General features: G+C 69.3%; 14 protein-coding genes and 1 pseudogene. 3 read left to right on the top strand and 12 right to left on the bottom strand.

The genetic code is table 11. The features are described from left to right. Positions 1 to 123 precede the first annotated feature (123 nt). From EPA99_RS19105 to EPA99_RS02390, 5 genes are all read right to left on the bottom strand, one after another. Positions 124 to 2184 carry a glycosyl hydrolase family 18 protein gene (locus EPA99_RS19105; protein ID WP_425479147.1) on the bottom strand — a complete coding sequence of 687 codons (2061 nt, stop codon included), beginning with the start codon at positions 2182 to 2184 and terminating at the stop codon, positions 124 to 126. Positions 2185 to 2890: 706 nt separating this feature from the next. Beyond that, positions 2891 to 3895: an alpha/beta fold hydrolase gene (locus tag EPA99_RS02405; RefSeq protein WP_129469577.1), complete on the bottom strand. Its 1005-nt coding sequence runs from the start codon at positions 3893 to 3895 to the stop codon at positions 2891 to 2893. A gap of 102 nt (positions 3896 to 3997) precedes the next feature. Further along, positions 3998 to 7006 carry a ligand-binding sensor domain-containing diguanylate cyclase gene (locus EPA99_RS02400; RefSeq protein ID WP_164978531.1) on the bottom strand — a complete coding sequence of 1003 codons (3009 nt, stop codon included), beginning with the start codon at positions 7004 to 7006 and terminating at the stop codon, positions 3998 to 4000. Positions 7007 to 7135: 129 nt separating this feature from the next. Next, entirely contained in the window at positions 7136 to 8518 is a 1383-nt protein-coding gene (locus EPA99_RS02395) for an L-serine ammonia-lyase (protein WP_129469575.1), read from the bottom strand. Positions 8519 to 8553: 35 nt separating this feature from the next. Then, the gene (locus EPA99_RS02390) at positions 8554 to 9279 is read right to left on the bottom strand and encodes a GntR family transcriptional regulator (protein ID WP_129469574.1); all 726 of its coding nucleotides are present in this window, start codon (positions 9277 to 9279) and stop codon (positions 8554 to 8556) included. A gap of 120 nt (positions 9280 to 9399) precedes the next feature. Here EPA99_RS02390 and EPA99_RS02385 point away from each other — a divergent pair, with 120 nt between their 5' ends. Then, positions 9400 to 9633: a glutaredoxin family protein gene (locus EPA99_RS02385; protein WP_129469573.1), complete on the top strand. Its 234-nt coding sequence runs from the start codon at positions 9400 to 9402 to the stop codon at positions 9631 to 9633. Positions 9634 to 9689: 56 nt separating this feature from the next. Here the strand turns inward: EPA99_RS02385 and EPA99_RS02380 are convergent, their stop codons facing one another. From EPA99_RS02380 to EPA99_RS02360, 5 genes and pseudogenes are all read right to left on the bottom strand, one after another. After that, entirely contained in the window at positions 9690 to 10136 is a 447-nt protein-coding gene (locus tag EPA99_RS02380) for a nuclear transport factor 2 family protein (protein WP_129469572.1), read from the bottom strand. A gap of 295 nt (positions 10137 to 10431) precedes the next feature. Then, a complete protein-coding gene (locus EPA99_RS02375) occupies positions 10432 to 11322 on the bottom strand; it encodes an alpha/beta hydrolase (RefSeq protein WP_129469571.1) in 891 nt (296 codons plus the stop codon). A 3-nt stretch (positions 11323 to 11325) separates the two neighbouring features. Then, positions 11326 to 11892: a YceI family protein gene (locus EPA99_RS02370; RefSeq protein WP_129469570.1), complete on the bottom strand. Its 567-nt coding sequence runs from the start codon at positions 11890 to 11892 to the stop codon at positions 11326 to 11328. A 3-nt stretch (positions 11893 to 11895) separates the two neighbouring features. Then, positions 11896 to 12486: a cytochrome b gene (locus EPA99_RS02365; RefSeq protein WP_129469569.1), complete on the bottom strand. Its 591-nt coding sequence runs from the start codon at positions 12484 to 12486 to the stop codon at positions 11896 to 11898. A 98-nt stretch (positions 12487 to 12584) separates the two neighbouring features. Next, positions 12585 to 13271: pseudogene (locus EPA99_RS02360) on the bottom strand (YceI family protein); the annotation flags it as partial. A 67-nt stretch (positions 13272 to 13338) separates the two neighbouring features. On the opposite strand from EPA99_RS02360, the gene EPA99_RS02355 reads away from it, so the two are divergent. Both EPA99_RS02355 and EPA99_RS02350 read left to right on the top strand, forming a co-directional pair. Then, positions 13339 to 16920, top strand: coding sequence for a hybrid sensor histidine kinase/response regulator (locus tag EPA99_RS02355; protein WP_241688228.1), 3582 nt, complete (start codon positions 13339 to 13341; stop codon positions 16918 to 16920). 88 nt (positions 16921 to 17008) lie between these two features. After that, positions 17009 to 20605 carry a sensor histidine kinase gene (locus EPA99_RS02350; protein WP_164978530.1) on the top strand — a complete coding sequence of 1199 codons (3597 nt, stop codon included), beginning with the start codon at positions 17009 to 17011 and terminating at the stop codon, positions 20603 to 20605. Here EPA99_RS02350 and EPA99_RS02345 read toward each other — a convergent pair. Together EPA99_RS02345 and hemE are read right to left on the bottom strand one after the other, a co-directional pair. Next, positions 20581 to 21273 carry a hypothetical protein gene (locus EPA99_RS02345; RefSeq protein WP_129469566.1) on the bottom strand — a complete coding sequence of 231 codons (693 nt, stop codon included), beginning with the start codon at positions 21271 to 21273 and terminating at the stop codon, positions 20581 to 20583. The genes EPA99_RS02350 and EPA99_RS02345 overlap by 25 nt on opposite strands. Then, complete coding sequence (gene hemE, locus EPA99_RS02340) at positions 21245 to 22324, bottom strand: uroporphyrinogen decarboxylase (protein WP_206733679.1); 1080 nt, start codon at positions 22322 to 22324, stop codon at positions 21245 to 21247. The genes EPA99_RS02345 and hemE overlap by 29 nt, the downstream gene beginning before the upstream one ends. Positions 22325 to 22341 lie beyond the last annotated feature (17 nt).

The raw sequence follows: 22341 nt of genomic DNA, 5'->3' as shown, positions 1-22341 counted from the left end.
ATCCGCCATGGGTCCGAGGCCGTAGGGTGGATGACGCTCTTCCATCCACCATCGTGGCAAATCCGACGATGAGGCCGACCCCGTAGGGTGGATGACGTACCTCCATCCACCCCCGCCCGAAGGCTACTGCAGGCCCGCGCTGATGGTGTTGACCAGCTCGCCCTGCGCGTCGCCGCTGAACTCCCAGAAGAAGGCGCCGCCCAGTCCCTGGACCTTGGCGTAGGACATCTTCTCGGTGATGATCGCCGGGCTGTCGTAGCTCCAGAAGGTCGTGCCGTTGTACTTCCAATGTGCCTTGGCCACGTTGTCGGTGTGGCTGGTGCCCGCGAAGTTCTTCAGCACCTTGTAGTCCTCGATGCCCGCCTCGTAGGTGCCTGGCGCGGCACTGCCGCTCTGGTACAGGCCGTTGTTGACGTTGGGCACACCGGTCCAGCCGCGTCCGTAGAAGCCGATGCCGATGTTGAGCTTGGCAGAGGGCACCCCGCGGTCCAGGAAGGCCTGCAGCGCATCGTTGCTGTTGTACAGCGCCACGTCGCCGGTGGAGGGATCGGCCGGTGAGTCGTACAGGGCCGAGTGGTGGTTGGTCCGCGGCTCGAAGGCGCCGTGGAAGTCGTAGGTCATCACGTTGATGTAGTCCAGCGATGCCTGGTACTTGGCCACCTCGGTCACGCGGATCTTGTCGATGCCGGCGCCGACCGCGGCGGTCAGCAGCAGGCCGGGGCGCACCGCATCGAGCTGGCGGCGGAACTCGGCCAGCAGGGCGGTGTAGTTGGCCGTCTCCTCCGCCGCGCCGCAGCTCAGGCCGCAGGCCGCCGGGTATTCCCAGTCGATGTCGATGCCATCGAACACGCCCGCCGCCGCGGCCGTGCCGCCGGCGCCATCGGTCACCGGCAGGTTGCCGCGGATGTAGGCGTCGATGCAGGAGGCGACGAAGGCCTGGCGATTTTCCGGGCGCGCCGCGCTGGCGAAGCCACGCGACCACGTCCAGCCGCCGAGCGAGATCAGCACCTTCATGCCGGGGTGGGCTGCCTTGAGCTTCTTGAGCTGGTTCCAGTTGCCGCGCAGCGGCTGGTCCCAGGTGTCGGCCGCGCCATCCACGCTTTCGCCTGCGGCGAAGGACTTGGTGTAGTCGGCAAAGGCATCGCCACCGGCTCCGGTGCTCTCGTTGGAGGGCTGGGTCACGCCGACCTCGCAGCGGTTGTTGCGCACGTTGCCGAAGGCGTAGTTGATATGGGTGACCTTGCTGGCCGAACCACTGGTCTGGATGTCCTTGACCCGGTAGTTGCGGCCGTAGATGCCCCATTGCATGAAGTAGCCGATCACGCGCTTGGCGCCGGTGTTGCCGCCGCTGCTGGCGCTGGTCTTGGCGCTGATCTGGGTGCTTTGCGCCGAGGCGTTGCCGGCGTTGTCGCGGGCGCGGACGCGGTAGGTATAGGTGGTGTTGGCCGTCAGCGCTGAGTCGGTGTAGCTGGTGCCGGCGGGCGAGCCCACCAGGCTGCCGTTGCGGTAGACGTCGTAGCCGGCAACGCCGCTGCCGCCGCTGTTGTCGGTGGAGGCGTTCCAGCCCAGGGTGATGCTGCTGGCGGTCTGCGCGGTGGAGGCCAGGCCGGCGGGCACGGAGGGCGCGGTGGTATCGCCGCTGGAACCGCCGCTGACGGTGATGTTCACCGCGGCCGACTGCTTGGTGGCATTGGCGTTGTCGGTGGCCACGGCGGTCAGGCTGTAGCTGCCAGCGGCGACGTTGTTCCAGGTCACGCTGTAGGGCGCGCTCGTGTCCACGCCCAGCGAGGTGCTGCCGCGGAAGAACTCGACCTTGCTGATGGTGCCGTCGCTGTCGCTGGCGGTAGCGGTCAGGGTGATGCTGCTGCCGGCAGTAAAGGTGGCGCCGCCGCTGGGGGCGGTGAGGCTCACGCTGGGGGCGAGGTTGCCGCCGGTGGTGCTGCAGCTCCCCAGGTCCTGGTACCAGCCGCAGCTGGGGCAATGGGTCGGTGGCGTGTTCCAGATCTGCGTGCTGGCCTGGTACAGCCGGTTTTGATAGACCAGCTTGTCGCCGGTGTTGTAGATGGTCGATGCGTTCCACTGCGGCACGTTGTTGCATTGCGCGGACTGCGCCTGCGCAGCCTGGACGAATCCAAGCGACAGCAGACAGCCCAACCACCATGTCCTTCGGGTCATCACCTGCATGGCCAACTCTCCTGGTTGTCTCAACAAGCCGGCATCAATGGGCCGGACGCCATCCCCTGGAATGCGTCGAACGCGAGTCAGAGTGCTTGGGTCGTCGTGCTGCAATGCGCGTTTGACGCGGGTCGTATCGCACCGGTCTTCCAGGTGCGGAAGACGGTGCGGAGACAACGTTGTCATCGTGGGCGGGAAATAAGCTTGAACTCCTTCACGGAACTTCCGTACCAATCGCGTGCTGCGATGCGGAGTCCTGTGCATGTCCTGTGCGATGTCGTGTGCGCGCGGCACGCACGACATGCAGCGTGCCGTTGTTGCGCTGCGTACCGACATCCACTGTCCGATGCGGCGGTGGCGCGCCGTTGCTGTACTTGCTGGAGGTCGCTGACTGGCGCGGTGCTGTCCGTGCGGGGCGTTGTCCAGTACTGGAATGCACCAGCCCTGAGCGCTGCGACCCGCAGGACCGCTTCAGAGATTTGTGGCAGCGGCTTTGGCCGCGAAGAGGCTTTACCAGGAAGGCCTCTTCACGGCTGATGGCCCTAGGCCACCTTGAGCCCCGCCTACTTGAATTTTGAGTGCGGCTGATACCGATGCGCGTCGCCTGGGGCGCTCGGCCGTTGTGCGGTCGTCACGACGCGTTGCGCGACGAGGCTGCCAACGCCTGGACCTGATCTGTTCGGAGCTGAAGCAAAGACAGCTGATCCGCTGGCCCTCAGGGCGTTGCCAGCGCCTTCAACAGTGCCGCATTGAAGCGGTCCGGGTCCTGCACCTGCGGCGAATGCCCCAGGTCGGCGAACTCCACCAGCGTGGCCTTGGGGATCGCGCGTGCGGCGCGCTTGCCCAGCTCGGGGTAGCGGCCCAGCCTGGGCCTGACCTCGGCCGGCGCCAGCGCCTTGCCGATGGCGGTGTTGTCCTTCTGACCGATGAAGAGCGTGGTGGGCACCTTGAGTTGTGGCAGCTCGTAGACCACCGGCTGGTTGAACACCATGTCGTAGGTCAGGGCCTGGCTCCAGGCCACGGCCTGCTTGCCATCGCCCAGGTACATGCCGGCCTGCATGCGCGCCCAGCGCTCGAACTGCGGTTTCCAGGTGCCAGCGTAGTAGGTGTCCTGCTGGTATTTCCTGATGCTGTCCAGGCTGGTCTTCAGCTCGCTCGCGTACCAGGCGTCCACGCTCTGCCAGGGCACGCCCAGGCTTTTCCAGTCCTCCAGGCCGATCGGATTGACCAGCACCAGGCGCTCGGTCTCCCGCGGATACATCAGCGCGTAGCGCGTGGCGAGCATGCCGCCCATCGAATGGCCGCCGATCACGGCCTTGTCGATGCCCAGCGTTTGCAGGAGCGCGTGGGTGTTGGCCGCCAGCTGTGCGAATGAATACTGGTAGGCCTGCGGTTTGCTGGATTTGCAGAAGCCGATCTGGTCCGGTGCGATCACGCGATAGCCGGCCCCGGCCAGCGCCTTGATCGTGTCTTCCCAGGTGGCGGCGCAGAAGTTCTTGCCGTGCAGCAGCACCACGGTCTTGCCGTTGGCTGTGGCCAGGGGCGGGACATCCAGATACGCCATTTCCAGCTTCTGGCCCTGCGAGTCGAAGGCATGGATGCGCACCGGGTGCGGATAGTCGAAGCCTTCCAGGCGTGGGCCGTAGGCGGTCTGCTCCTGCGCGGCCGCGGGGCCGGCCATGAGGAGAGACAGGCACAGGGCAAGGGGGATGCGCCGCATCGTGAGGCTCTTAGGGGAAGGAGCGGGCAGGGTAGCCAGCGCCACGCGAGCGCCCGATGACGATTCCAGGAGCGGGCGCGGCGGGCGCTGTGCCGTCGCTCGCTAATCCAGGCGCACGTGCGAGCCCACCAAGGTCAGCAGGCCGTCGTCGATCAGCTGGCCGGGTGGACCTTCCCAGGGCGAGTCGGTGGCCGGCGTGGCGCTGCGGCTGGGGCGCCAGGCGGCCCAGCCGTTGCGGCCGTGGGTCTTGACCTCGTACAGCGCACGATCGGCCAGGGCCACCATCTGTTCCCAGCCCAGCAGCTGGGGCGCGTCGGGGAAGGGCGGATACTCCATCAGACCCAGCGAGATCGTGACCTGCAATGGTGTGCCGTTGCCGATGTCGAAAGGATGCTCGGCGATGCGCCGGCAGACGCGCTCGCCCAGGATGCGCAGCTGCGCCCGCGGCATCGGCCGGAACACCAGCAGGAACTCCTCCCCGCCCCAGCGAATCACGTAATCGCCCTGGCGGGTGAGTTCGCGCAGGCACTGGGCCAGCTGTTGCAGCACGCGGTCGCCGGCGTCGTGGCCCCAGGTGTCGTTGACGCGCTTGAAGTAGTCCACGTCCAGCAGGCCGAAGATCACCGCATCCTCGTGCAGGTTCACGCCGGCATCGCGGGAATAGAAGGCCAGGTCCAGCGGAATCTGCCGGGTCAGGTAGCGGCGGTTGTGCAGGCCGGTCAGCGGATCGGTCAGGGTCAGCGCCTCCAGGCGCGCGTTGGCCTCTTCCAGTGCGCGCGTGCGCTGCTGCACCAGGGCTTCCAGCACCGCGCGCTGGTCCTTGTAGCGCCGGCCGATCCAGAGATAGCCCAGCAGCACCAGCAGCAGGCCGCCGAGGACGGCGAACAGGCGGAACCAGGTGCGCTCGTAGAAATAGGGCTCGATCTCGAAAGCCAGTCGTGCCGCCGTCGGGCTGGCCAGGCCGCTGTTGTTCACGCCGATGACTTCGAAGGCGTAACGCCCGGGCGGCAGGTTGGTGTAGTTGACGCTGCGCTGGGCGATGTCCTCCAGCGTCATCCACTGGCGGTCGTAGCCGAGCAGGCGGTAGCGGATGTCGGCATGTTCCGGCGCCTGGAAGGTGAGCGCGGTGAATTCGAAGCGCAGGTCGCGCGCGTCGGCCGGCAAGGTCCACTCGCCGCCAGCATCGACCTCGCGCCACCGCCCCCGGATCTGCACGCGCTCGACCAGCGGCGTGGGCGGCACCGGGTTGCCATCGAGCGCGTTCAGATCCAGTGCCACCAGGCCATCGCGCGTGGGCAGCCAGAACGCATCGTTGGCGATGAAGCCGCGCGCATTGCCGGCGCCATTGCAGCAATCGCCCTTCTGCCCGCCGTGGCGGTCGCCGCGTTCGTTGAGCAGGGCCTGCGGATGCAGCGGCAGCGGTTCGGCCGAGGTCGCGGCCTGCTGCAGCTCGCGTAAGGGCAGGCGGTAGATGCCGCGCAGCCCAGCCACCCAAAGATCGCCCTTGTGTTCGACCATGGCGAAAGCGGAGTTGGCGGGGATGCCGCGCGACTGGTCCAGCTCGATCCAGCGCTGGCCGTTGAACAACAGCAGCGTCTCGCGGGTCAGGTTGCCCGCCAGCAGCCGCCCCTGGCCCAGGTCGTGCAGTGAGGTGACGTGCAGGTCGGGGGGAAAGCCCCGGTCCTGCCCAACGGGCTGCACGCCTTCGCCCTTGCATTCGTACAGGCCTGAGTAGGTGCCGATCAGCAGGCGGTGGTCGCCGGTCTCCAGCAGCACGCGCACGCGCGGATCGGCCAGGCCCTGCGCTGCGGCAAAGCGCGTGAGCCGCGCGTCCTGCCAGCGATACAGGCCGTCGGAGGTGGCGAACCACAGCGCACCGGCATGGTCGCGCATGATGCCGTTGATCTGTGCGCTATCCATGGCGGCCAGCTCACGCGGGCGCAGCAGCGCCCCTTCGCGCAGCACCGCCACGCCCGAGCGTGTGCCGATCCAGGCCTGGGTGGTTTCGATCAGCAGCGCGTACGCGCCCGGGTGCGGCAGCTGGCTCCCGCTGATCAAAGTCCGGAAACGCCCCTGGTCCAGGAGTGCGACGCCGTTGTTGCTGCCCACCCAGACCTGGCCGCGCTGTCCGGGCGCGACGGTCCACAGCAGCGGATCGAGCAGGCCATCGTCCTTGGAGTAGCGGCGCGTGGTGCCGTTCCAGACCCGGGTCAGGCCGGAGATCATGCTGCCGATCCACAGGTTGCCTTCGCGGTCCTCCAGCAGGCTGCGTGCGGCAAAGCGGGGCGCGTTCTCGATGCGTTCGGCAACCGCGCCCTGACGCAGGCGCATCAGCCGGTCGCCCGCCGACACCCACAGGTTGTCCTGACGATCCAGCAGCATTGCCTCGATCGGCGTGCGTTGCAGCACCGGATCATCGCCGAAGTGGCGCCACTGACCGTCCTGCAGGGTGAACAGGCCGGCGCTGGTGCCGACCCAGAGCTGCCCGTGCGCGCGGCGCAACGTCCGCACTTTTGCCGAGGCCAGGGCCGCAGGCAGCGCGATCGTCTGCACCTGCGCGCCACGCGCGCGCTGCACCTGGCCCATGCCACCGACCCACAGGTCCGGGCCGTCCTGCAGCAGGGCCAGCGCGTTGTCGCGCAGCGCGGCCAGCGCTACCAGCCTCCGGTCCTGGGCCACATACACGCCCTGGTTGGTCGCCACCAGTACCCGACCCTGGGTATCGCGCGCCAGGGCGTTGACCTCGAAGGGACCGGCCGGCAGCGGGGTGGGCAGGACCTGGAAGAACTGGCCCTGTTCGTGCACCGCCACCCCGGTGGCGGTGCCGATCCATACGCGCGCCTGCGCACCGGCCAGCAAGGCGCGGATGTCGCCATTGCCCAGCCCGGGCCAGCCCCGGCTGTCGTAGGACGTGAAGCGATTGCCATCGAAGCGGGCCAGCCCGGCCTGGGTGCCGACCCAGAGATAGCCGGTGCTGTCCTGGGCGATGGCGGTGACGCTGAGCTGCGGAAGCCCCTGTTCCAGCGCCCAGGTATTGCTGACGTAATCCTGGAATCGTTTGTCCGGCTGCAGCGCCTGCGCGCTGCCTGAAATCAGCGCAAGAAACGCCAACAGCCAAGCCGCCCACCGTGACGGCGGGGGGTGCGGACGCCTGACGATGGCTGGAAACGTGCTCCCCATCGGTCCCATTGCAAGTGCTGCGTTAACACATTAGCAGCCAAAAGCGCCGGGACTTGAAGGTCAGCACTCGATGACGTTGACCGCCAGGCCGCCGCGGCTGGTTTCCTTGTACTTGTCGCGCATGTCCCGGCCGGTGTCGCGCATGGTGCGGATGACCTTGTCCAGCGAGACCTTGTGCTTGCCGTCGCCGCGCATGGCCATGCGGCTGGCGTTGATGGCCTTGACCGCGCCCATGGCGTTGCGCTCGATGCAGGGGATCTGCACCAGGCCCCCGATCGGGTCGCAGGTCAGGCCCAGGTTGTGCTCCATGCCGATCTCGGCGGCGTTCTCGATCTGGCTGGTGTTGCCGCCCAGCGCCGCGGTCAGGCCGGCGGCGGCCATCGAACAGGCCACGCCCACCTCGCCCTGGCAACCGACCTCGGCACCGGAGATGGAAGCGTTTTCCTTGTAGAGGATGCCCACCGCCGCGGCGGTCAGCAGGAAATCGAACACGCGCTGCTCGCCGGCGCCGGGGCAGAAGCGGTCGAAGTAGTGCAGCACCGCCGGGATGATGCCGGCCGCGCCATTGGTCGGCGCAGTGACCACGCGGCCACCGGCGGCGTTCTCCTCGTTGACCGCCAGCGCATACAGGTTGACCCAGTCCAGGGTGGTCAGCGGGTCGCGCATGGCCGCCTCAGGTTTCGAGGAGAGCTCGCGATAAAGCGCCGGGGCCCGGCGACCCACGTGCAGGCCACCGGGCAGCGTGCCTTCCTCGCGGATGCCGCGCGCCACGCAGGACTGCATGGCGTTCCAGATCTCGCGCAGGCCCTGGCGGATCTCATCGGGGCTGCGCCAGACCTGCTCGTTCTCGAACATCAGCTGGGCGATGCTCAGCCCGCTTTCATTGCTGCGCGCGATCAGCGCATCGCCACTGGCGAAGGGATGCGGCAGGGCGGTCTCGTCGGCGACGATGCGGTCCTCGGCCGCTTCATCGGCGTTGACCACGAAGCCGCCGCCCACCGAGTAGTAATCGCGCGTGGCAATGGTGTTGTCGGCCGCATCGAACGCCGTAAAGCGCATGCCGTTGGTGTGGAAGGGCAGCTTCTGGCGCTTGTTCATCACCAGGTCGCGCTTCTCGTCGAAGGCGATGGCGTGCGTGCCCATCAGGCGCAGCTGCTTTTCACCGCGGATGCGCGCCAGCGTGGCCGGGATGATGTCCGGGTCGATCAGGTTGGGGCGATGGCCCTCCAGGCCCAGCAGCACGGCCTTGTCGGTGCCGTGGCCGCGGCCGGTCAGGGCCAGCGAGCCGAACACCTCCGCGCGCAGGCGCACGGTGTTCTCCAACTGGCCCGGGTCCAGCAGCCAGCGGTGCACGAAGCGCTCGGCCGCGCGCATCGGCCCGACGGTGTGGGAGGAGCTCGGCCCGATGCCGATCTTGAACAGGTCGAAGGTACTGACGGCCACGATGGTTTGATCCGGGAGAGAACAGCGGTTGAAGGTCAGCGCCGGGCACGCGCGCTGGGCGCGACCGCGGCGGTCTGCAGATGTTGGGCCAGCGCGGCGCGCACGCTTTCGTGGGTGCGGGCCATGTGTTCGTCGTGCAGGCGGCAGGCCTTGATCACGTTGCGCTGCAGTGCCGCATCGGCGATGGCCAGGTGCTCGTCCAGCGAGAAGCGCTTGTCGCGCGAGCGCGGCAGCGCGGCGTACCGGTAGCGTTCGGCCTGGTGATAGAACATGTCCTGCAGGCGCAGCAGCCAGGGTGAGCGACAGGCGCCCAGCAGCGCGCGGTGGAAGGCGAAGTTGCGCGCTTCCAGCTCGTCCAGCACGTCGCCCGGCGGCTGGGTGGTGCTGCCAGACAGATCGCGCTCGATTGCCGCCAGCGCGTCCAGCGCCTGCCTGACCTGGGCCTCCCAGGCCGCATCGCCATGCACGATGGAATCGTTCATCGCCTCGTTGACCACCAGCACGCGCACCTTGGCGATGTCGTCCAGTTCCTGCAGCGACAGCGGCGCCACCCAGAAGCCGCGCTGGTCGGCGCTGACCACCAGCTGCTCGCCACACAGCCTGGCCAGGGCCTCGCGCAGCGGCGCCAGGCCCATCTGGTAGCGCTGTTGCAGCTCGGACAGCTTGAGCTTGGACGCCGCCCGCAGGCGCCCGCGCACGATGTCGTGCCGCAGCTGCTGATGGATGCGGCTGGCCAGGGTGCCAGCGACGGCGATGTCCATAAAATCGAAATTAACGCAAGGTAGCTGGGTATTCGGGCATTCTACGGGCCGAACGGGCGGTTTAATTTCGATTTTCAGCGAGCGGGTGCCCCCAGGGCGTGCCAGCCCCACAATGGCGGCATGAACGCGCCGCTGATCCTCTACCAACGCGACGATTGCCACCTGTGCGACCAGGCCCTGGACCTGCTGGCGCAAGCGCGCTGCCCGGCCTTCGAAAGCGTCTTCATCGATGATGACGCGACCCTGGAGGCCCGCTACGGCCTGCGCGTGCCGGTGCTGCGCGATGACGGCACCGGTGCCGAGTTGGACTGGCCGTTCGACGTTGAGGCGGTCATGGCACTGGCGCGGCGCTGAGCGGACATTCCGGGGTTGCCTGCCGCACTGCGGCGACCATGCAGCCTCATGCCGAATCAGTGCGACGGCGGGGTGTTCGACTTGATCGGCGTGTACTGCGCCGAGATCAGCACCCAGCCCTGGGGCGTGCGCCGGGCCGTGGCACCCAGGCGCATCGCCATCGTTCGCCCGCCCACGGTGTAGCGCAGTTGCGTCGCCAGCACCGCGCTGTCGCCGTGCGGGTGAACGATGACCTCGTCCATCGTCGTCGGCGGCGCGTCGACCTTCTTCTCGGGCGTGTAGAACGACAGCACCGCATCGTGACCGTCGACCTGACCGAGCGGGCTGATTTCGATGAAAGCCGGGTCCAGCACCTGACGCAGTCGTTCCAGGTCGAAGTCGTGCTCGGCCTGGTGGTACTGGCGCAAGGCCGCCTCCGGCGTGGCCGGCACGCCGGACGTCGCGGCCAGCGCCGGGAGCGGCAGCAAGGCGGACAACAACATCGCGATCAACGGCGCACGCATGTTTCAAGGCCTGGCAGGGAGGGTGCCAGTACGATGCGCCGCGCAGGCCCGCGCCCGCATGCCCAGGAAGTCATGGTGCTTGATGGCCAGGAGTGAGCGGAGAGGAGTGAGGAGTGAGCGCGATGCTTTTCTTTCCCCGCTGCCGACTCTTCTTTGCTCACTCCCGCTTCAAAACTACCCGTGTGCCGACCGCCACCGCATTGGGGATGTTCGATGGCGAAGCGGGTCTGGAGGCATTGCGCGTGCCGGTGCTGCGCGATGTTGCGACCCGACTTGTCGTTCGAGTTGGGTGCGATCAGCCGGCTGCCGGCGTCCTGATGTCTTCATCTTTGCGCAGGGCGCCATCGAGGAAGGGCAGGATCTTCGCGGCGTAGTCGTCCGGCGAGTGGCGGTACAGGTCCACGTGCGCCGCGTTGGGCACCAGCCAGAGCGACTTCGGGGGCAGGGCATGTGCATAGAGCTGGCGCGTTTGCCCGACCGTGGTGTGCAGATCGGCTTGTCCACCGACCACCATGACCGGCGCATGCAAGTCGGCGATGTGGTCCACCGGCCGCAGCGCATCCAGCGACAGGCCGGTGCGCGGCTGGAACTGGACGGCGAGCAGCGGCGCCAGCCAGATGCCGGGCTGTCCCAGGCGCATGCGCAGGCGATTGTCCAGCGCACTGCGCGCGTCCGGGTAGACCGCTTCCAGCACAACCGCGTCGAAGCCGGCGGTGGGGCGGCGCAGCAACACTGCGGCCCCGCCCATCGAAGCGCCGATCACGCCCACCCTGTCCCCAGGCCGCTGCGCGTGCAGCCATGCCAAGGCCGCGCTCACCGCGTCAGCCTCGCGCCAACCCAGTGTGATGGGGCCGCCCGCAGTCTCCCCGTGGCCGGGCAGGTCGATCAACAGCACCGCATAACCATGATTGGCCAACAACCGCGCCCGGCCCAGCATCGCGCGCCGGTCGGCACGAACTCCGTGCAGCAACAGCACGTTGCCATGTGCATTGGCTGGGACCATCCACCAGCCGTGGACAGGACCGGCGTCGGTGGGCACCTGCACGGTGGAAAATCCTGGTGGCACAGTGCCGACATGCCGGGGCCGGGCAGCGACCAGTTCGGCGCCGATCCACAGACAGCAGCCGACACCGGCAAGCAGGAGCGCAGCGCCTGCGATGGCCAGCCAGCGCAGGCGCGGCCGCATCGATCAGGGTGCCGGCTTCAACACCACCCGGGTGCTGACCGCGGTCTCGTTCGGGATCGTCTTGGTGTCGGCCCAGTCGCCGCCGCCCACGCCGAAGTCCAGGCGCTTGACCGTGGCCTTGCCCTTCAGCACCGGCTGGGCGCCGGCTGTCCAGGTAAAGGTCAGGGTGACCGGCTTGGTCACCCCGCGCAGGGTGAGGTCGCCGTCGGCGGCGTACTGGTCTCCGCCCAGGGCGCGGAAGCGGGTGGCCACGTAGCGGGCCTGGGCGAACTTGCCGGCGTCGAAGAAGTCGCTGCCCAGCAAGGTGCCGTCACGCTCGCCATTGCCGGACTTGGTGCCGGGAATCCCGATGGTGACGTCAAGCCTGGAGCCTTCCAGCTTGGCCGGGTCGAAGCTGAGCTTGGTGTCGAAGCTGCCGAAGCGGCCGGTGAACACCTCGCCGTCGTAGCTGCTGGCGAACACCAGCGTCGAGCCGGGCGCCTGCACGTAGTCGGCGGCCAGGGCGGAGGAAGCCAGCGCCGGGGACAGCGCCAGGGCGGTGAGCGAGGACAACAGCAGCTTGCGGAACATGACTCAGGACTCCTTGGCCGGGGATTGGGAGGCGGGCAGGCGCAGCCAACCGCGCGGCAGCATGCGTGCCAGGGTGGCATCGCGCAGCACGAGATGGTGATAAAGCGCCGCGCCGGCGTGCATCAGCACCAGCACGATGATCACGTACAGGCCCCACTCGTGCGCGGTGTGGGAGAGGTGGCGCAGGCCATCGTCCGGTGCGGTCAGCTTGGGCATGTCGAACAGCCCGAAGAACTTGAACGGCCGCAGGCCGCTGGCCGAGTCGTACAGCCAGCCCGACAGCGGCATGCCCAGCATGACCGCGTACAGCAGCACATGGGTGATGCTGGCGATGGCATGCTGCCAGCCGGGCGTGTTGGGGACCGGCCTGGGCGCCCCGGCCAGCAGGCGCCAGGCCAGGCGGACGATGACCAGCGCCAGCACGGTGATGCCGGCCGACTTGTGCGCGGTGTAGACCCAGAAGTACTTCGGCGTGCGCGGCAGCTCGTCCATCAGCAGGCCGACCACGCACAGGCTGAAGATCAGCAGGACGATCAGCCAGTGCAGCGATTGACTCACGGCGCCCCAGCGGTCGGGCGTGTTCTTCAGGGTCATGGGGTGGGCTTTGGTGGGTGGGGGGCAGGATCGGGTGAAGCCGCGGGCTCGGCCGTCTCGGCCGTCTCGGCTGCGGCATCGGCGGCTGCCTGCGCGGCGGACTCTGCCGCGGCTGCGGCTGCGTCTGCCTCGGGCGCTTCGACGGGTTCGGAGGCCGCATCCGGCGTGTCCAGGTCGGCCTTGCCGCTGCGCGTGGCTTCGGCCTGGATCCGCAGCGTCACCGTATCGCCGATCACCGATTTCCAAGCGTCGATGCCGAAGGCCGCCCGGCTCAGCGTGGTGGTGGCGGAAAAGCCGGCCGTGCGCCGGAACGGCGGCAGCGGATGTCGCTTGAGCTGGTTGAAGCGCACGTCCAGGGCGACTTCCCGGGTGACCCCATGCAGGGTCAGGGCGCCATGGGCAATGAAGTGGGTGGCGTCGACCGGCTCGATCCTGCTGGAGACGAAGCGGGCTTGCGGATGGTCCTTGACGTCGAGCAGGTTGCCGGCCTGCACGGCCTTGTTCCAGTCCGCATCGCCGAAATCGATGCGCGCCAGCGGCACGGTGATGTCCACCTGCGCGCTGCGCCAGTCGTCCGGATCGAAGGACAGGGTGCCCTGGCTGCCGGAGACCGTGCCCAGCGCATCGGAGAATCCGGCGTGGGAGATGGCGACCAGCACGCGGGTATGCACCGGGTCCAGGCGGTAACTGGCGGCCTGGGCCGATGCCGGCGCGGCGGGGGCGCAAAGCAGCGCGGCCAGGGCGAGGCCGGCAAGGCGTGCAGCTGGGCGGTGCGGAATGGACATGAGGGCGATTCTAGACAGAGTCCCGGTAACGGGTGGCAACTTGCACCCGCAACGGTCCGTTGCGAGCATGCGCGAAGGATCGCGCGGTGGGGCACAGGGACGCATGGGCAAGCGGGGTCGAGGCTGGCGAACGTGGTGGCTGGCACTGCTGTGGCTGCCACTGGTGGCCGTGGCCGGCATTCCCGAGCTGCCGCGCTTCCGGCAGACCACCATCGCCGACGGGCTGCCCTCGACCTCGATCAGCGCCCTGGCGCTGGATCGGGAGGGCTACCTGTGGCTGGGGACCTATGACGGCCTGCACCGCTACGACGGTGTCAGCTACGACTCCTGGCATTACGACCCGACCGATCCGGATTCGCTGGGTGGCAACGCGATCCAGGCCCTGTTCGTGGACCGCGACGACAACATCTGGGTGGCCAGCGAAGGCGGCGGAATCAGCGTGCTGGACAAGCGCCGACGCGGGTTCCGCCATTACCGGCCGCAGGACCATCCGCTGCTGAAGACCGATGTCTACGCCATCGCCCAGCAGGGCGAGGACATCTGGATGGCGGCCTTCGGCGCCGGCTTGATCCGGCTTTCCCCGGACGGGCGGATGACGCCGTTCAACAAGATCTCCACCCGGGGCGGCATTGCCGACGACCAGGTGTATGTGGTGCGCACCGATCAGTACGGCGTGCTGTGGGTCGGCACCCATGGCGGGCTGTCCTCCTACGACGGCCGCACCTTCCGCAACGTCCCCTTGCTGGACCGGCCGCGACAGCCGGCGGTGATGTCCATCAGTGAAGTCCAAGGCAGCCTGTACGTTGGAAGCGATGCAGGCGTGCACATCCGCGATGCCGGCGGCGGCTGGCGCCAGCCCAACTGGGCGCCGATGTTCGCCGAGGGCAACAAGCCCTGGACCATCGTCGGCGACGATGCCGATGGCCTGTGGATCGGCAGCCAGCTCGGCCTGTGGCACCAGAGCGGGGCGCAGGCGCCCACGCCGGTAGAAGACGGCGAACTGCGGTTCTTCGACAAAGCCAATGTGCTGAGCATGGTGCGCACGTCCAACGGCGGCTTGTGGGCGGCGGTGTTCGGGCGCGGCCTGGGCTATCTGCGCGCGGACTGGCGGCGTCTTGCGATCTTCCGCAGCCCTGGCGATGTCGATGGCCTGTACTGCCCGCTGCTGCCCGGACGCGAGCAGCGGCTGTGGCAGGTGGAGCAGGACGGCCACCTGACCTCGCGTAATACCCAGAGCGGGCGCGTGACCGCCACGGCCTGGCGCTCGCCCAGGCTGCAGCAAGTCCGGCCGACCACGGCGCTGGAGGACCATCACGGCAAGCTCTGGCTGGCCACGCGTGCGCCCGCGCTGCTGCAGATCGACCTGGAAACCGGCGCATTGCGCGAGTGGTCCGGGCGCGGCCCGGACGGCCTGGGCGCCAGTGGCGCCATCGAAGGCATGCTGGAGTTCGGCCAGACCTTGTGGACCAGCTCCACCCGCAGCCTGCAGGTCCGCGACCTGCGCAGCGGCAAGCTGCTGCGCACCCTGGAGGCGGACGCCGGCGCCGGCGGCATGCTCGACTACCGGCAGCTTTCCCTCGGCGCCGACGGCGTGCCCTGGGTGGCCAGCTCGGCCGGCATGCTGCGCTGGGACGCCGATGCGCAGGCGCTGGCGACCATCCAGGAACTGGCCGGCTCGCTCATCTACAGCTTCCAGTTCCTGCCCGATGGCCGCCTGTGGCTGCATCGCGCCGAGGGGCTGGAGCTGTGGGCACGCGACCAGGGCCAGTGGCGGCGCCAACGCAGCCTGGGCCGCGAGGACGGCCTGCCGATCCTGGAAAGCCAGGGCATGGTGCTCGATTCTCGCGGCCGCATCTGGCTGAGCTCGCTGCGCGGCCTGTTCCGCATCGACCCCAATGCCGAGCAGCGCGCCCGCGTGCGCATCTTCGGGACCCGCGACGGGCTGACCACGCAGGAATTCATCCCGATGTGCCTGCATCGGGTGGAGCGCGACGTGCTCGCCGGCGCCACCATGGACGGTCGCACCGTGCTGATGGACATGGCCATGCAGGACACCCCGCCCTACGCGCCGGTGCTGCGGCTGGCCGCACTGTCCTTCGTGCGCAATGGCGAGTCCATCGACCTGGGCACCGCCCGGTCCTTCATCCTGCGTGCCGATGACCGCGAGCTGCAGGCGGACATGCGGCTGATGGCCTTCGACGATCCGCCGGGCAACCACTACCGCTCGCGGCTGGTGGGCTTCGACCCGGACTGGGTCAACCAGGGCAGCAACGGCAGCCGGGTGCTGACTTCGCTCAAGCCCGGCCGCTACAGCTGGCAGCTGCAGGGCATGGACTCGCAGGGCAATGCCTCGGAGATCACCACGCTGCAGTTCACCGTGGAGCCGCCGTGGTATGCCAGCCACTGGGGCCTGGCCCTGCAGATCGCCCTGCTGGCCCTGCTGGGGTGGTGGATCGCCTGGGCCTACAACGCGCGCCTGCGGCGCAAGGCGGCCTGGCAGCTCGCGGTGCACAAGCGCGAGGTGGCCGAGCAGGCCTCGCTGGCCAAGACGCGCTTTCTGGCCACGCTGGGGCACGAGGTGCGCACACCGATGACCGGCGTGCTTGGCATGAGCGAGCTGCTGCTGGAGACCGAGTTGAACCCGCGCCAGCGCGGCTACGCGGCGGCCATCCAGTCGGCGGGCAAGCACCTGCTGCGGCTGGTGAACGACGCGCTGGACCTGGCCCGCATCGAGGCCGGCAAACTGCCGTTGGACCAGCAGGATTTCGAACTGCGCGCGCTGGTGGAGGAAGCGGCGGTGCTGGTGCGGCCGATGGCTGAGCGCAAGCGCCTGGCCTTCGATTGCCAGATCGCCGCGGAGGTGCCGCAGGTGCTGCGCGGGGACCCGGCGCGGCTGCGGCAGATCCTGTTGAACCTGCTGCTCAATGCGGTCAAGTTCACCGAGCACGGGCGCATCGGTCTGTCGGTGGCGGCCTTGCAGCCCGAAGGCGTGCGCTTCGAGATCTCCGACACCGGGCCGGGGGTGAGCCTGGAACAGCAGGCGCGCATCTTCCAGCGCTTCGAGCAGGCCGAGGGCGCGCGTACGGCCGCGCGCTACGGCGGCAGCGGCCTGGGCCTGGCGATCTGCCATGAGTTGGCCGTGGCCATGGGCGGGCAGATTCAGGTGCACAGCGTGCTCGGCCAGGGCACGCGCTTTGTCGTCTCGCTGCCCCTGCCGGCGATCAGCGGCGCGGTCGAGGCCAGGCCGGAAGCACCGGCGACCCGCGCGCCGCATGCGCTGCGGGTGCTGCTGGTGGAGGACGACCCGACCGTGGCCGACGTGGTGCGCGGCCTGCTCGAGGCGCGCGGCCATCGCGTGGATCATGCCGTGCACGGCCTGGCGGCGCTGACGGAAGTGGCGGTTAACCGCTACGAGGTGGCGCTGCTGGACCTGGACCTGCCGGGCCTGGATGGCCTGGCGCTGGCCCGGCAGCTGCGCTCGCAGGGGTTCATCGCCCCGATGCTGGCGGTGACCGCGCGGGCCGACGCCGATGCCGAGGCGCTGGCGATGGAGGCCGGCTTCAACGGCTTCCTGCGCAAGCCGCTGACCGGCCTGATGCTGGAGCAGGCCATCGCCGCGGTCATGCCGGCCGGCGGGGCGTCTGCTTGAGCCGGTGGGTCGAAGCGGCACGCGCGCGCAGCTTGCGTGGGATCATGCCCGCGGTGGCGGCATGAGCCGGACAGGAGCCAAACGCATCATGGGGGGGAGCAGGGGCGCGGGCAGCCGGCGACGGGCATGGCTGCTGCTGTGGGCATGGCTGCTGCCGGCGCTGGCCTGGGCAGGGGTCGGTCACAATCACCAGCGTGTGCCGGAGATGCCGCGCTTCCGCACGCTGACCGTGGCCGACGGCCTGCCCTCGGACTCGGTGCTGTCGGTGGCCACCGATGCCGATGGCTATGTGTGGGTCGCCACCATCGATGGCCTGGCACGCTTCGACGGCGTGGACTTCAGCGTCTGGCGTCATGAGCCGGGCAACCCCGATTCGCTGCCGGCGAACTATCTGCAGTGGGTCTATCCGGACCAGCGCGGCCGGGTGTTCGTGGCGCCGGACAGCATGGGCGTGGCCTACCTGGAGACGGCCACCGGCAGGTTCCACTCGCTCTACAACGACGGCAAGGGCCCGATCACCGAGGAAAGCATCTACTCCATCACCGGCAGCAAGGGCGAGGTGTGGTTCGCCGGCCCCGACCAGGGCGTGTGGCGGCTGCGCGCCGATGGCGGGGTCGACCACTACACCAAGGAGAACACCCAGGGCGGCCTGCCCAGCACGCGCGCCATGGTGGTCGGCTTCGACCTGAGCGGGCGGCTGTGGGCCGGCACCGATGTCGGCATCGCCTACTTCGACGGCAAGACCTTCGTGGCCACGCCGCTGCCGGTGGACGGCAAGCCCCTGGTGTTCTCGCTGAGCCAGGCCGGCGGCTACCTGTGGGCCGGCACCTCCAACGGCGTCTTCCGCATGGGCGCCAAGGGGGTGTGGGAGACCGTGCCGTGGTCGGCGATGTTCGCGCACGCCAACATGGTGTGGAACATCGGCGCGGCCAACGATGGCGGCTACTGGATCGGCAGCCCCAAGGGGCTGTGGCGCACCCATGGCGTGGATGCGCCGGTGCCGGTGCCGGTGCAGGCGGGTGCACCGGTCCGCACGGTGAGCGGCTTCGCGCGCGCGCCCAATGGCGGGCTGTGGCTGTCGCAGCTGGGGCTGGGCCTGTCCTACCTGCGTTCGGACTGGCAACGCATGGCGTCCTACGTGCCGCAGGTGGACACCTCCGACGGCGTGCATTGCAACCTGATCCGGGCCAAGGCCGAACGCGGGCTGTGGCAGTTCGACCGCGAGGGCAGGCTGGAGCACCTGGACCAGCGGACCGGCACCGTGGTGGCCACGCCCTGGACCTTCCCGCAGCTGGCCAGGGGGCGCATCGCCCACGGCACCGAGGACGGCGTGGGCGGCCTGTGGCTGATCACCCTGGACCCCGCCGAGCTGGTACGCATCGACCTGGAAACCGGCGCCTTCCGCCACTGGACCCCGCGCGACAAGGTGGATGCGGCGACCGAGTACGTGGCCACCCAGGTGCTGGCGCCCGGCGATGGCACGGTGTGGGTGCGCTCGCCGCACAGCCACCAGATCCAGGTGCGCGACGCGCGCAGCGGCAGGATCCTGCGCACGGTGGCGGAAACCGAGGAGATGTCGCTGTCGGTGTTCCAGATGTCCAGCGACCCCCAGGGCCGGGTGTGGATCTCCAACGGCAAGATGGCGCGCTGGGATGACAGCACGGGCCACTTCAAGGAGGAGCCCGGCCTGGGCAACGGGGCGAGCTCGGCCTTCGCTTTCGCCGATGCCGACCATCTGTGGCTGCACGGCGACGGCGGGCTGCAACTGTGGGAGCGCAGCGGCGGTGGCTGGCGGGTGACGCGCACGCTGGCGCCGGGCGCGGAGCTGCCGGAGATCGAATCGGTGGGCATGCAGCTGGATCCACGGGGGCGCATCTGGCTGGCGACCCGGCGCGGCCTGTTCCGGATCAATCCGCACCATGTCGACGGCAGTTTCGACGTGCGCCTGTTCGGCGTGCGCGACGGCATGCGCAGCCAGGAGTTCACCGACCGCTGCCTGCTGGACCTGGGACAGGGCATCCTGGCCGGGGCCTTCACCGATGGCTCGATCACCCTGCTCGATACCGCACTGGACGATCCGCTGGCCGGCTCGCCGCCGTTGAAGGTCGAGCAGATCACGGTGATGCGCGAAGGCCGCCGGATCGACCTGCCGGTGGAAGGCGGCTTCCGCCTGCGCCCGGACGACCGCGAGCTGCAGGTCGATGCGCGGGTGCTGGCCTACGACGACCCGCTGGCCAACCAGTACCGCACGCGCCTGTCCGGTTTCGACCCGGGGTGGGTCAACCAGGGCAACAGCGGCACGCGGATGCTGTCCTCGCTGCGGCCGGGCGACTATCGGCTGGATATCCAGGGCATCGATGCGACCGGCAACGTGTCCTCGGTGGTGGCGCTGTCCTTCAGCGTGGCGCCGCCGTGGTACGCCAGCGCCTGGGGCGTGACGTTGCTGCTGCTCAGCGGCCTGCTGCTGATCCTGGGATCGGCCTGGGCCTATCGCCGTCGCCTGCGGCGCAGGGCCGCCTGGCTGCTGGCCGAGCACAAGCGCGAGGTGGCCGAGCAGGCCTCGCTGGCCAAGACGCGCTTTCTGGCCACGCTGGGGCACGAGGTGCGCACGCCGATGACCGGCGTGCTGGGCATGAGCGAGCTGCTGCTGGAGACCGAGTTGAATCCGCGCCAGCGCGGTTACGCGGCGGCGATCCAGTCGGCGGGCAAGCACCTGCTGCGGCTGGTGAACGACGCGCTGGACCTGGCCCGCATCGAGGCCGGCAAGCTACCGCTGGACCAGCAGGATTTCGAACTGCGCGCGCTGGTGGAGGAAGCAGCGGTGCTGGTGCGGCCGATGGCCGAGCGCAAGCGCCTGGCCTTCGATTGCCAGATCGCCGCGGAGGTGCCGCAGGTGCTGCGCGGGGACCCGGCGCGGTTGCGGCAGATCCTGTTGAACCTGCTGCTCAACGCGGTCAAGTTCACCGAGCACGGGCGCATCGGTCTGTCGGTGGCGGCCTTGCAGCCCGAAGGCGTGCGCTTCGAGATCTCCGACACCGGGCCGGGGGTGAGCCTGGAACAGCAGGCGCGCATCTTCCAGCGCTTCGAGCAGGCCGAGGGCGCGCGCACGGCCGCGCGCTACGGCGGCAGCGGCCTGGGCCTGGCGATCTGCCATGAGCTGGCCGTGGCCATGGGCGGGCAGATCCAGATCCACAGCGTGCTCGGACAGGGCACGCGCTTCACGGTGGAGCTGCCGCTGGCCGGCCGCTCCGGCGAGCTGGCGCTGGCGGAGGTCGACCCCATGCGCGTGCCGCCGGAGTTCACCATCCGCATCCTGCTGGTGGAGGACGACCCGACCGTGGCCGACGTCATCCGCGGCCTGCTGGAATCGCGCGGCCACCAGGTCGATCACGCCGTGCATGGGCTGGCCGCGATGACCGAGGTCGCCATGCACCACTACCAGTTCGCGCTGCTGGACCTGGACCTGCCTGGGCTGGATGGCCTGAGCCTGGCCCGTCAGCTGCGCGCGCAGGGCTTCATCGCCCCGATGCTGGCGGTGACCGCGCGGGCGGACGTGGAGGCCGAGTCGCTGGCGATGGAGGCCGGCTTCGACGGTTTCCTGCGCAAGCCGCTGACCGGCGCGCTGCTGCTCAAGGCCATGCGTGCGGCCTGGATGCGGCGTCAGTCCGACCAGGCCTCGGCGTAGATCGTCGCGGCGGCATTGTCCGGGTCCGGATGGACCCAGATGCCGGTGATTTCGTCCAGCTGCTGGTACAACCCGTCGGGCCGCTCGATGACCTCGCAGTCCACGGTGCGGATGTCGCCGACATCGCGCCGGGCCTGGCAGCTGCCGCGCAGGTCGCGGGCCAGGCGTTGCTTGATGCCGTCGTAGGGCAGGTCCAGCACGTACTGGTGGTCGCCCCACTGCGCCGCATCCATCATGCGCACCTCGCGCACGGGCAGGCGGCGGAACTGCACGCGCCCGGGCTTGAGGAAGGCCGTGGCGGTGGTGACGATGCCGCCTTCCAGCGGCGCTTCCGTGTCCACGGCCTCGCAGTCCAGGTGCAGGCGCTCGACCACCTCGCGCCAGTCCGGTGGCAGCTCATCCAGGCGACGGGCGCGGATGCGCCCGCATTCGGGGTTGGCTTCGTCGGTATCCGCGCCGCCGCCGGGCAGGCGCATCACCAGCTCGGGGAAGTCCTCCCCCTGCAGCTGCAGCACCGGCGCGCTGGGCGGCGTCTGCGCGGCCATGGCCTGGGCCAGGCACAGCAGCAGGCTGGTGCCCAGCAGGACGCGCACGCCGTGACGCCGCCAGCGCAGGCGGCGGCCGAGGCGGCGCCGGATCTCAGCGCTGGCGCTGCGTGCTGAGCGCATGGACCGCCTCGACCAGGACCGCGACGTGATCGGGATTCATGTCCGGGGACATGCCGTGACCAAGGTTGAACACGTGGCCGTCGCGGCTGCCGCCGTTGGCTTCGGCATAGCTGTCCAGCACCGCGCCGACCTCGCGCCGGATCGCCTCGGGCGCGCCGTAGACCACGGCCGGGTCCAGGTTGCCCTGCAGCGCCACCTGGCCACCGGTGCGGAGGCGGGCCTGGCCCAGTTCCACCAGCCAGTCCACGCCGACCGCGTCGGTGCCGCTGGCGGCCAGGGCCTCCAGGTGCGCGGCATTGCCCTTGCCGAACAGGATCAGCGGGGCGCGTTGCTCGCCCTGCCCACGGTCCAGTTCGGCGGCGATGCGCTGCAGGTAGGGCAGGGAAAACTCGCGGTACATCGCAGGGCTCAGCACGCCGCCCCAGGTGTCGAAGACCTGCAGGGCCTGCGCACCGGCCGCGCGCTGCGCCGACAGGTAGGCGATCACCGCATCGGTGTTGACCTTCAGCAGGGCGTGCAGGGTGTCCGGGTCGTTCAGCGCCATGGCCTTGATGCGGGCAAAGTCCTTGCTGCCGCCGCCTTCGACCATGTAGCAGGCCAGCGTCCACGGGCTGCCGGAAAAGCCGATCAGCGGCACGCTGCCGTCCAGCTCGCGGCGGATCAGGCGCACCGCGTCCATCACGTAGCGCAGCTCGGTCTCCATGTCCGGCACGGCAAGCTGGGCCGCCTCGGCGGCGCTGCGCACGGTGTGGCGGAACTTGGGGCCCTCGCCATCGACGAAGTACAGCTCCAGCCCCATCGCATCGGGGATGGTCAGGATGTCCGAGAACAGGATCGCCGCGTCCAGCGGAAAGCGCCGCAGCGGCTGCAGGGTGATCTCGCAGGCGATCTCCGGGTTCTTGGCCATGCCCAGGAAGCTGCCGGCCTTGGCGCGGGTGGCGCGGTACTCGGGCAGGTAGCGGCCGGCCTGCCGCATCAGCCACACAGGGGTGCGGTCGGTGGGTTGGCGGCGCAGGGCGCGCAGCAGGCGGTCGTTCTTCAATGCAGGCAGGGACACGGCAGGTCTTC

The organism is Pseudoxanthomonas composti (assembly GCF_004122095.1).
GTDB lineage: Bacteria > Pseudomonadota > Gammaproteobacteria > Xanthomonadales > Xanthomonadaceae > Pseudoxanthomonas_A > Pseudoxanthomonas_A composti.
The sequence above is the reverse complement of the archived record's forward strand: the minus strand, read 5'-3'. Positions and strand labels throughout refer to the sequence as shown.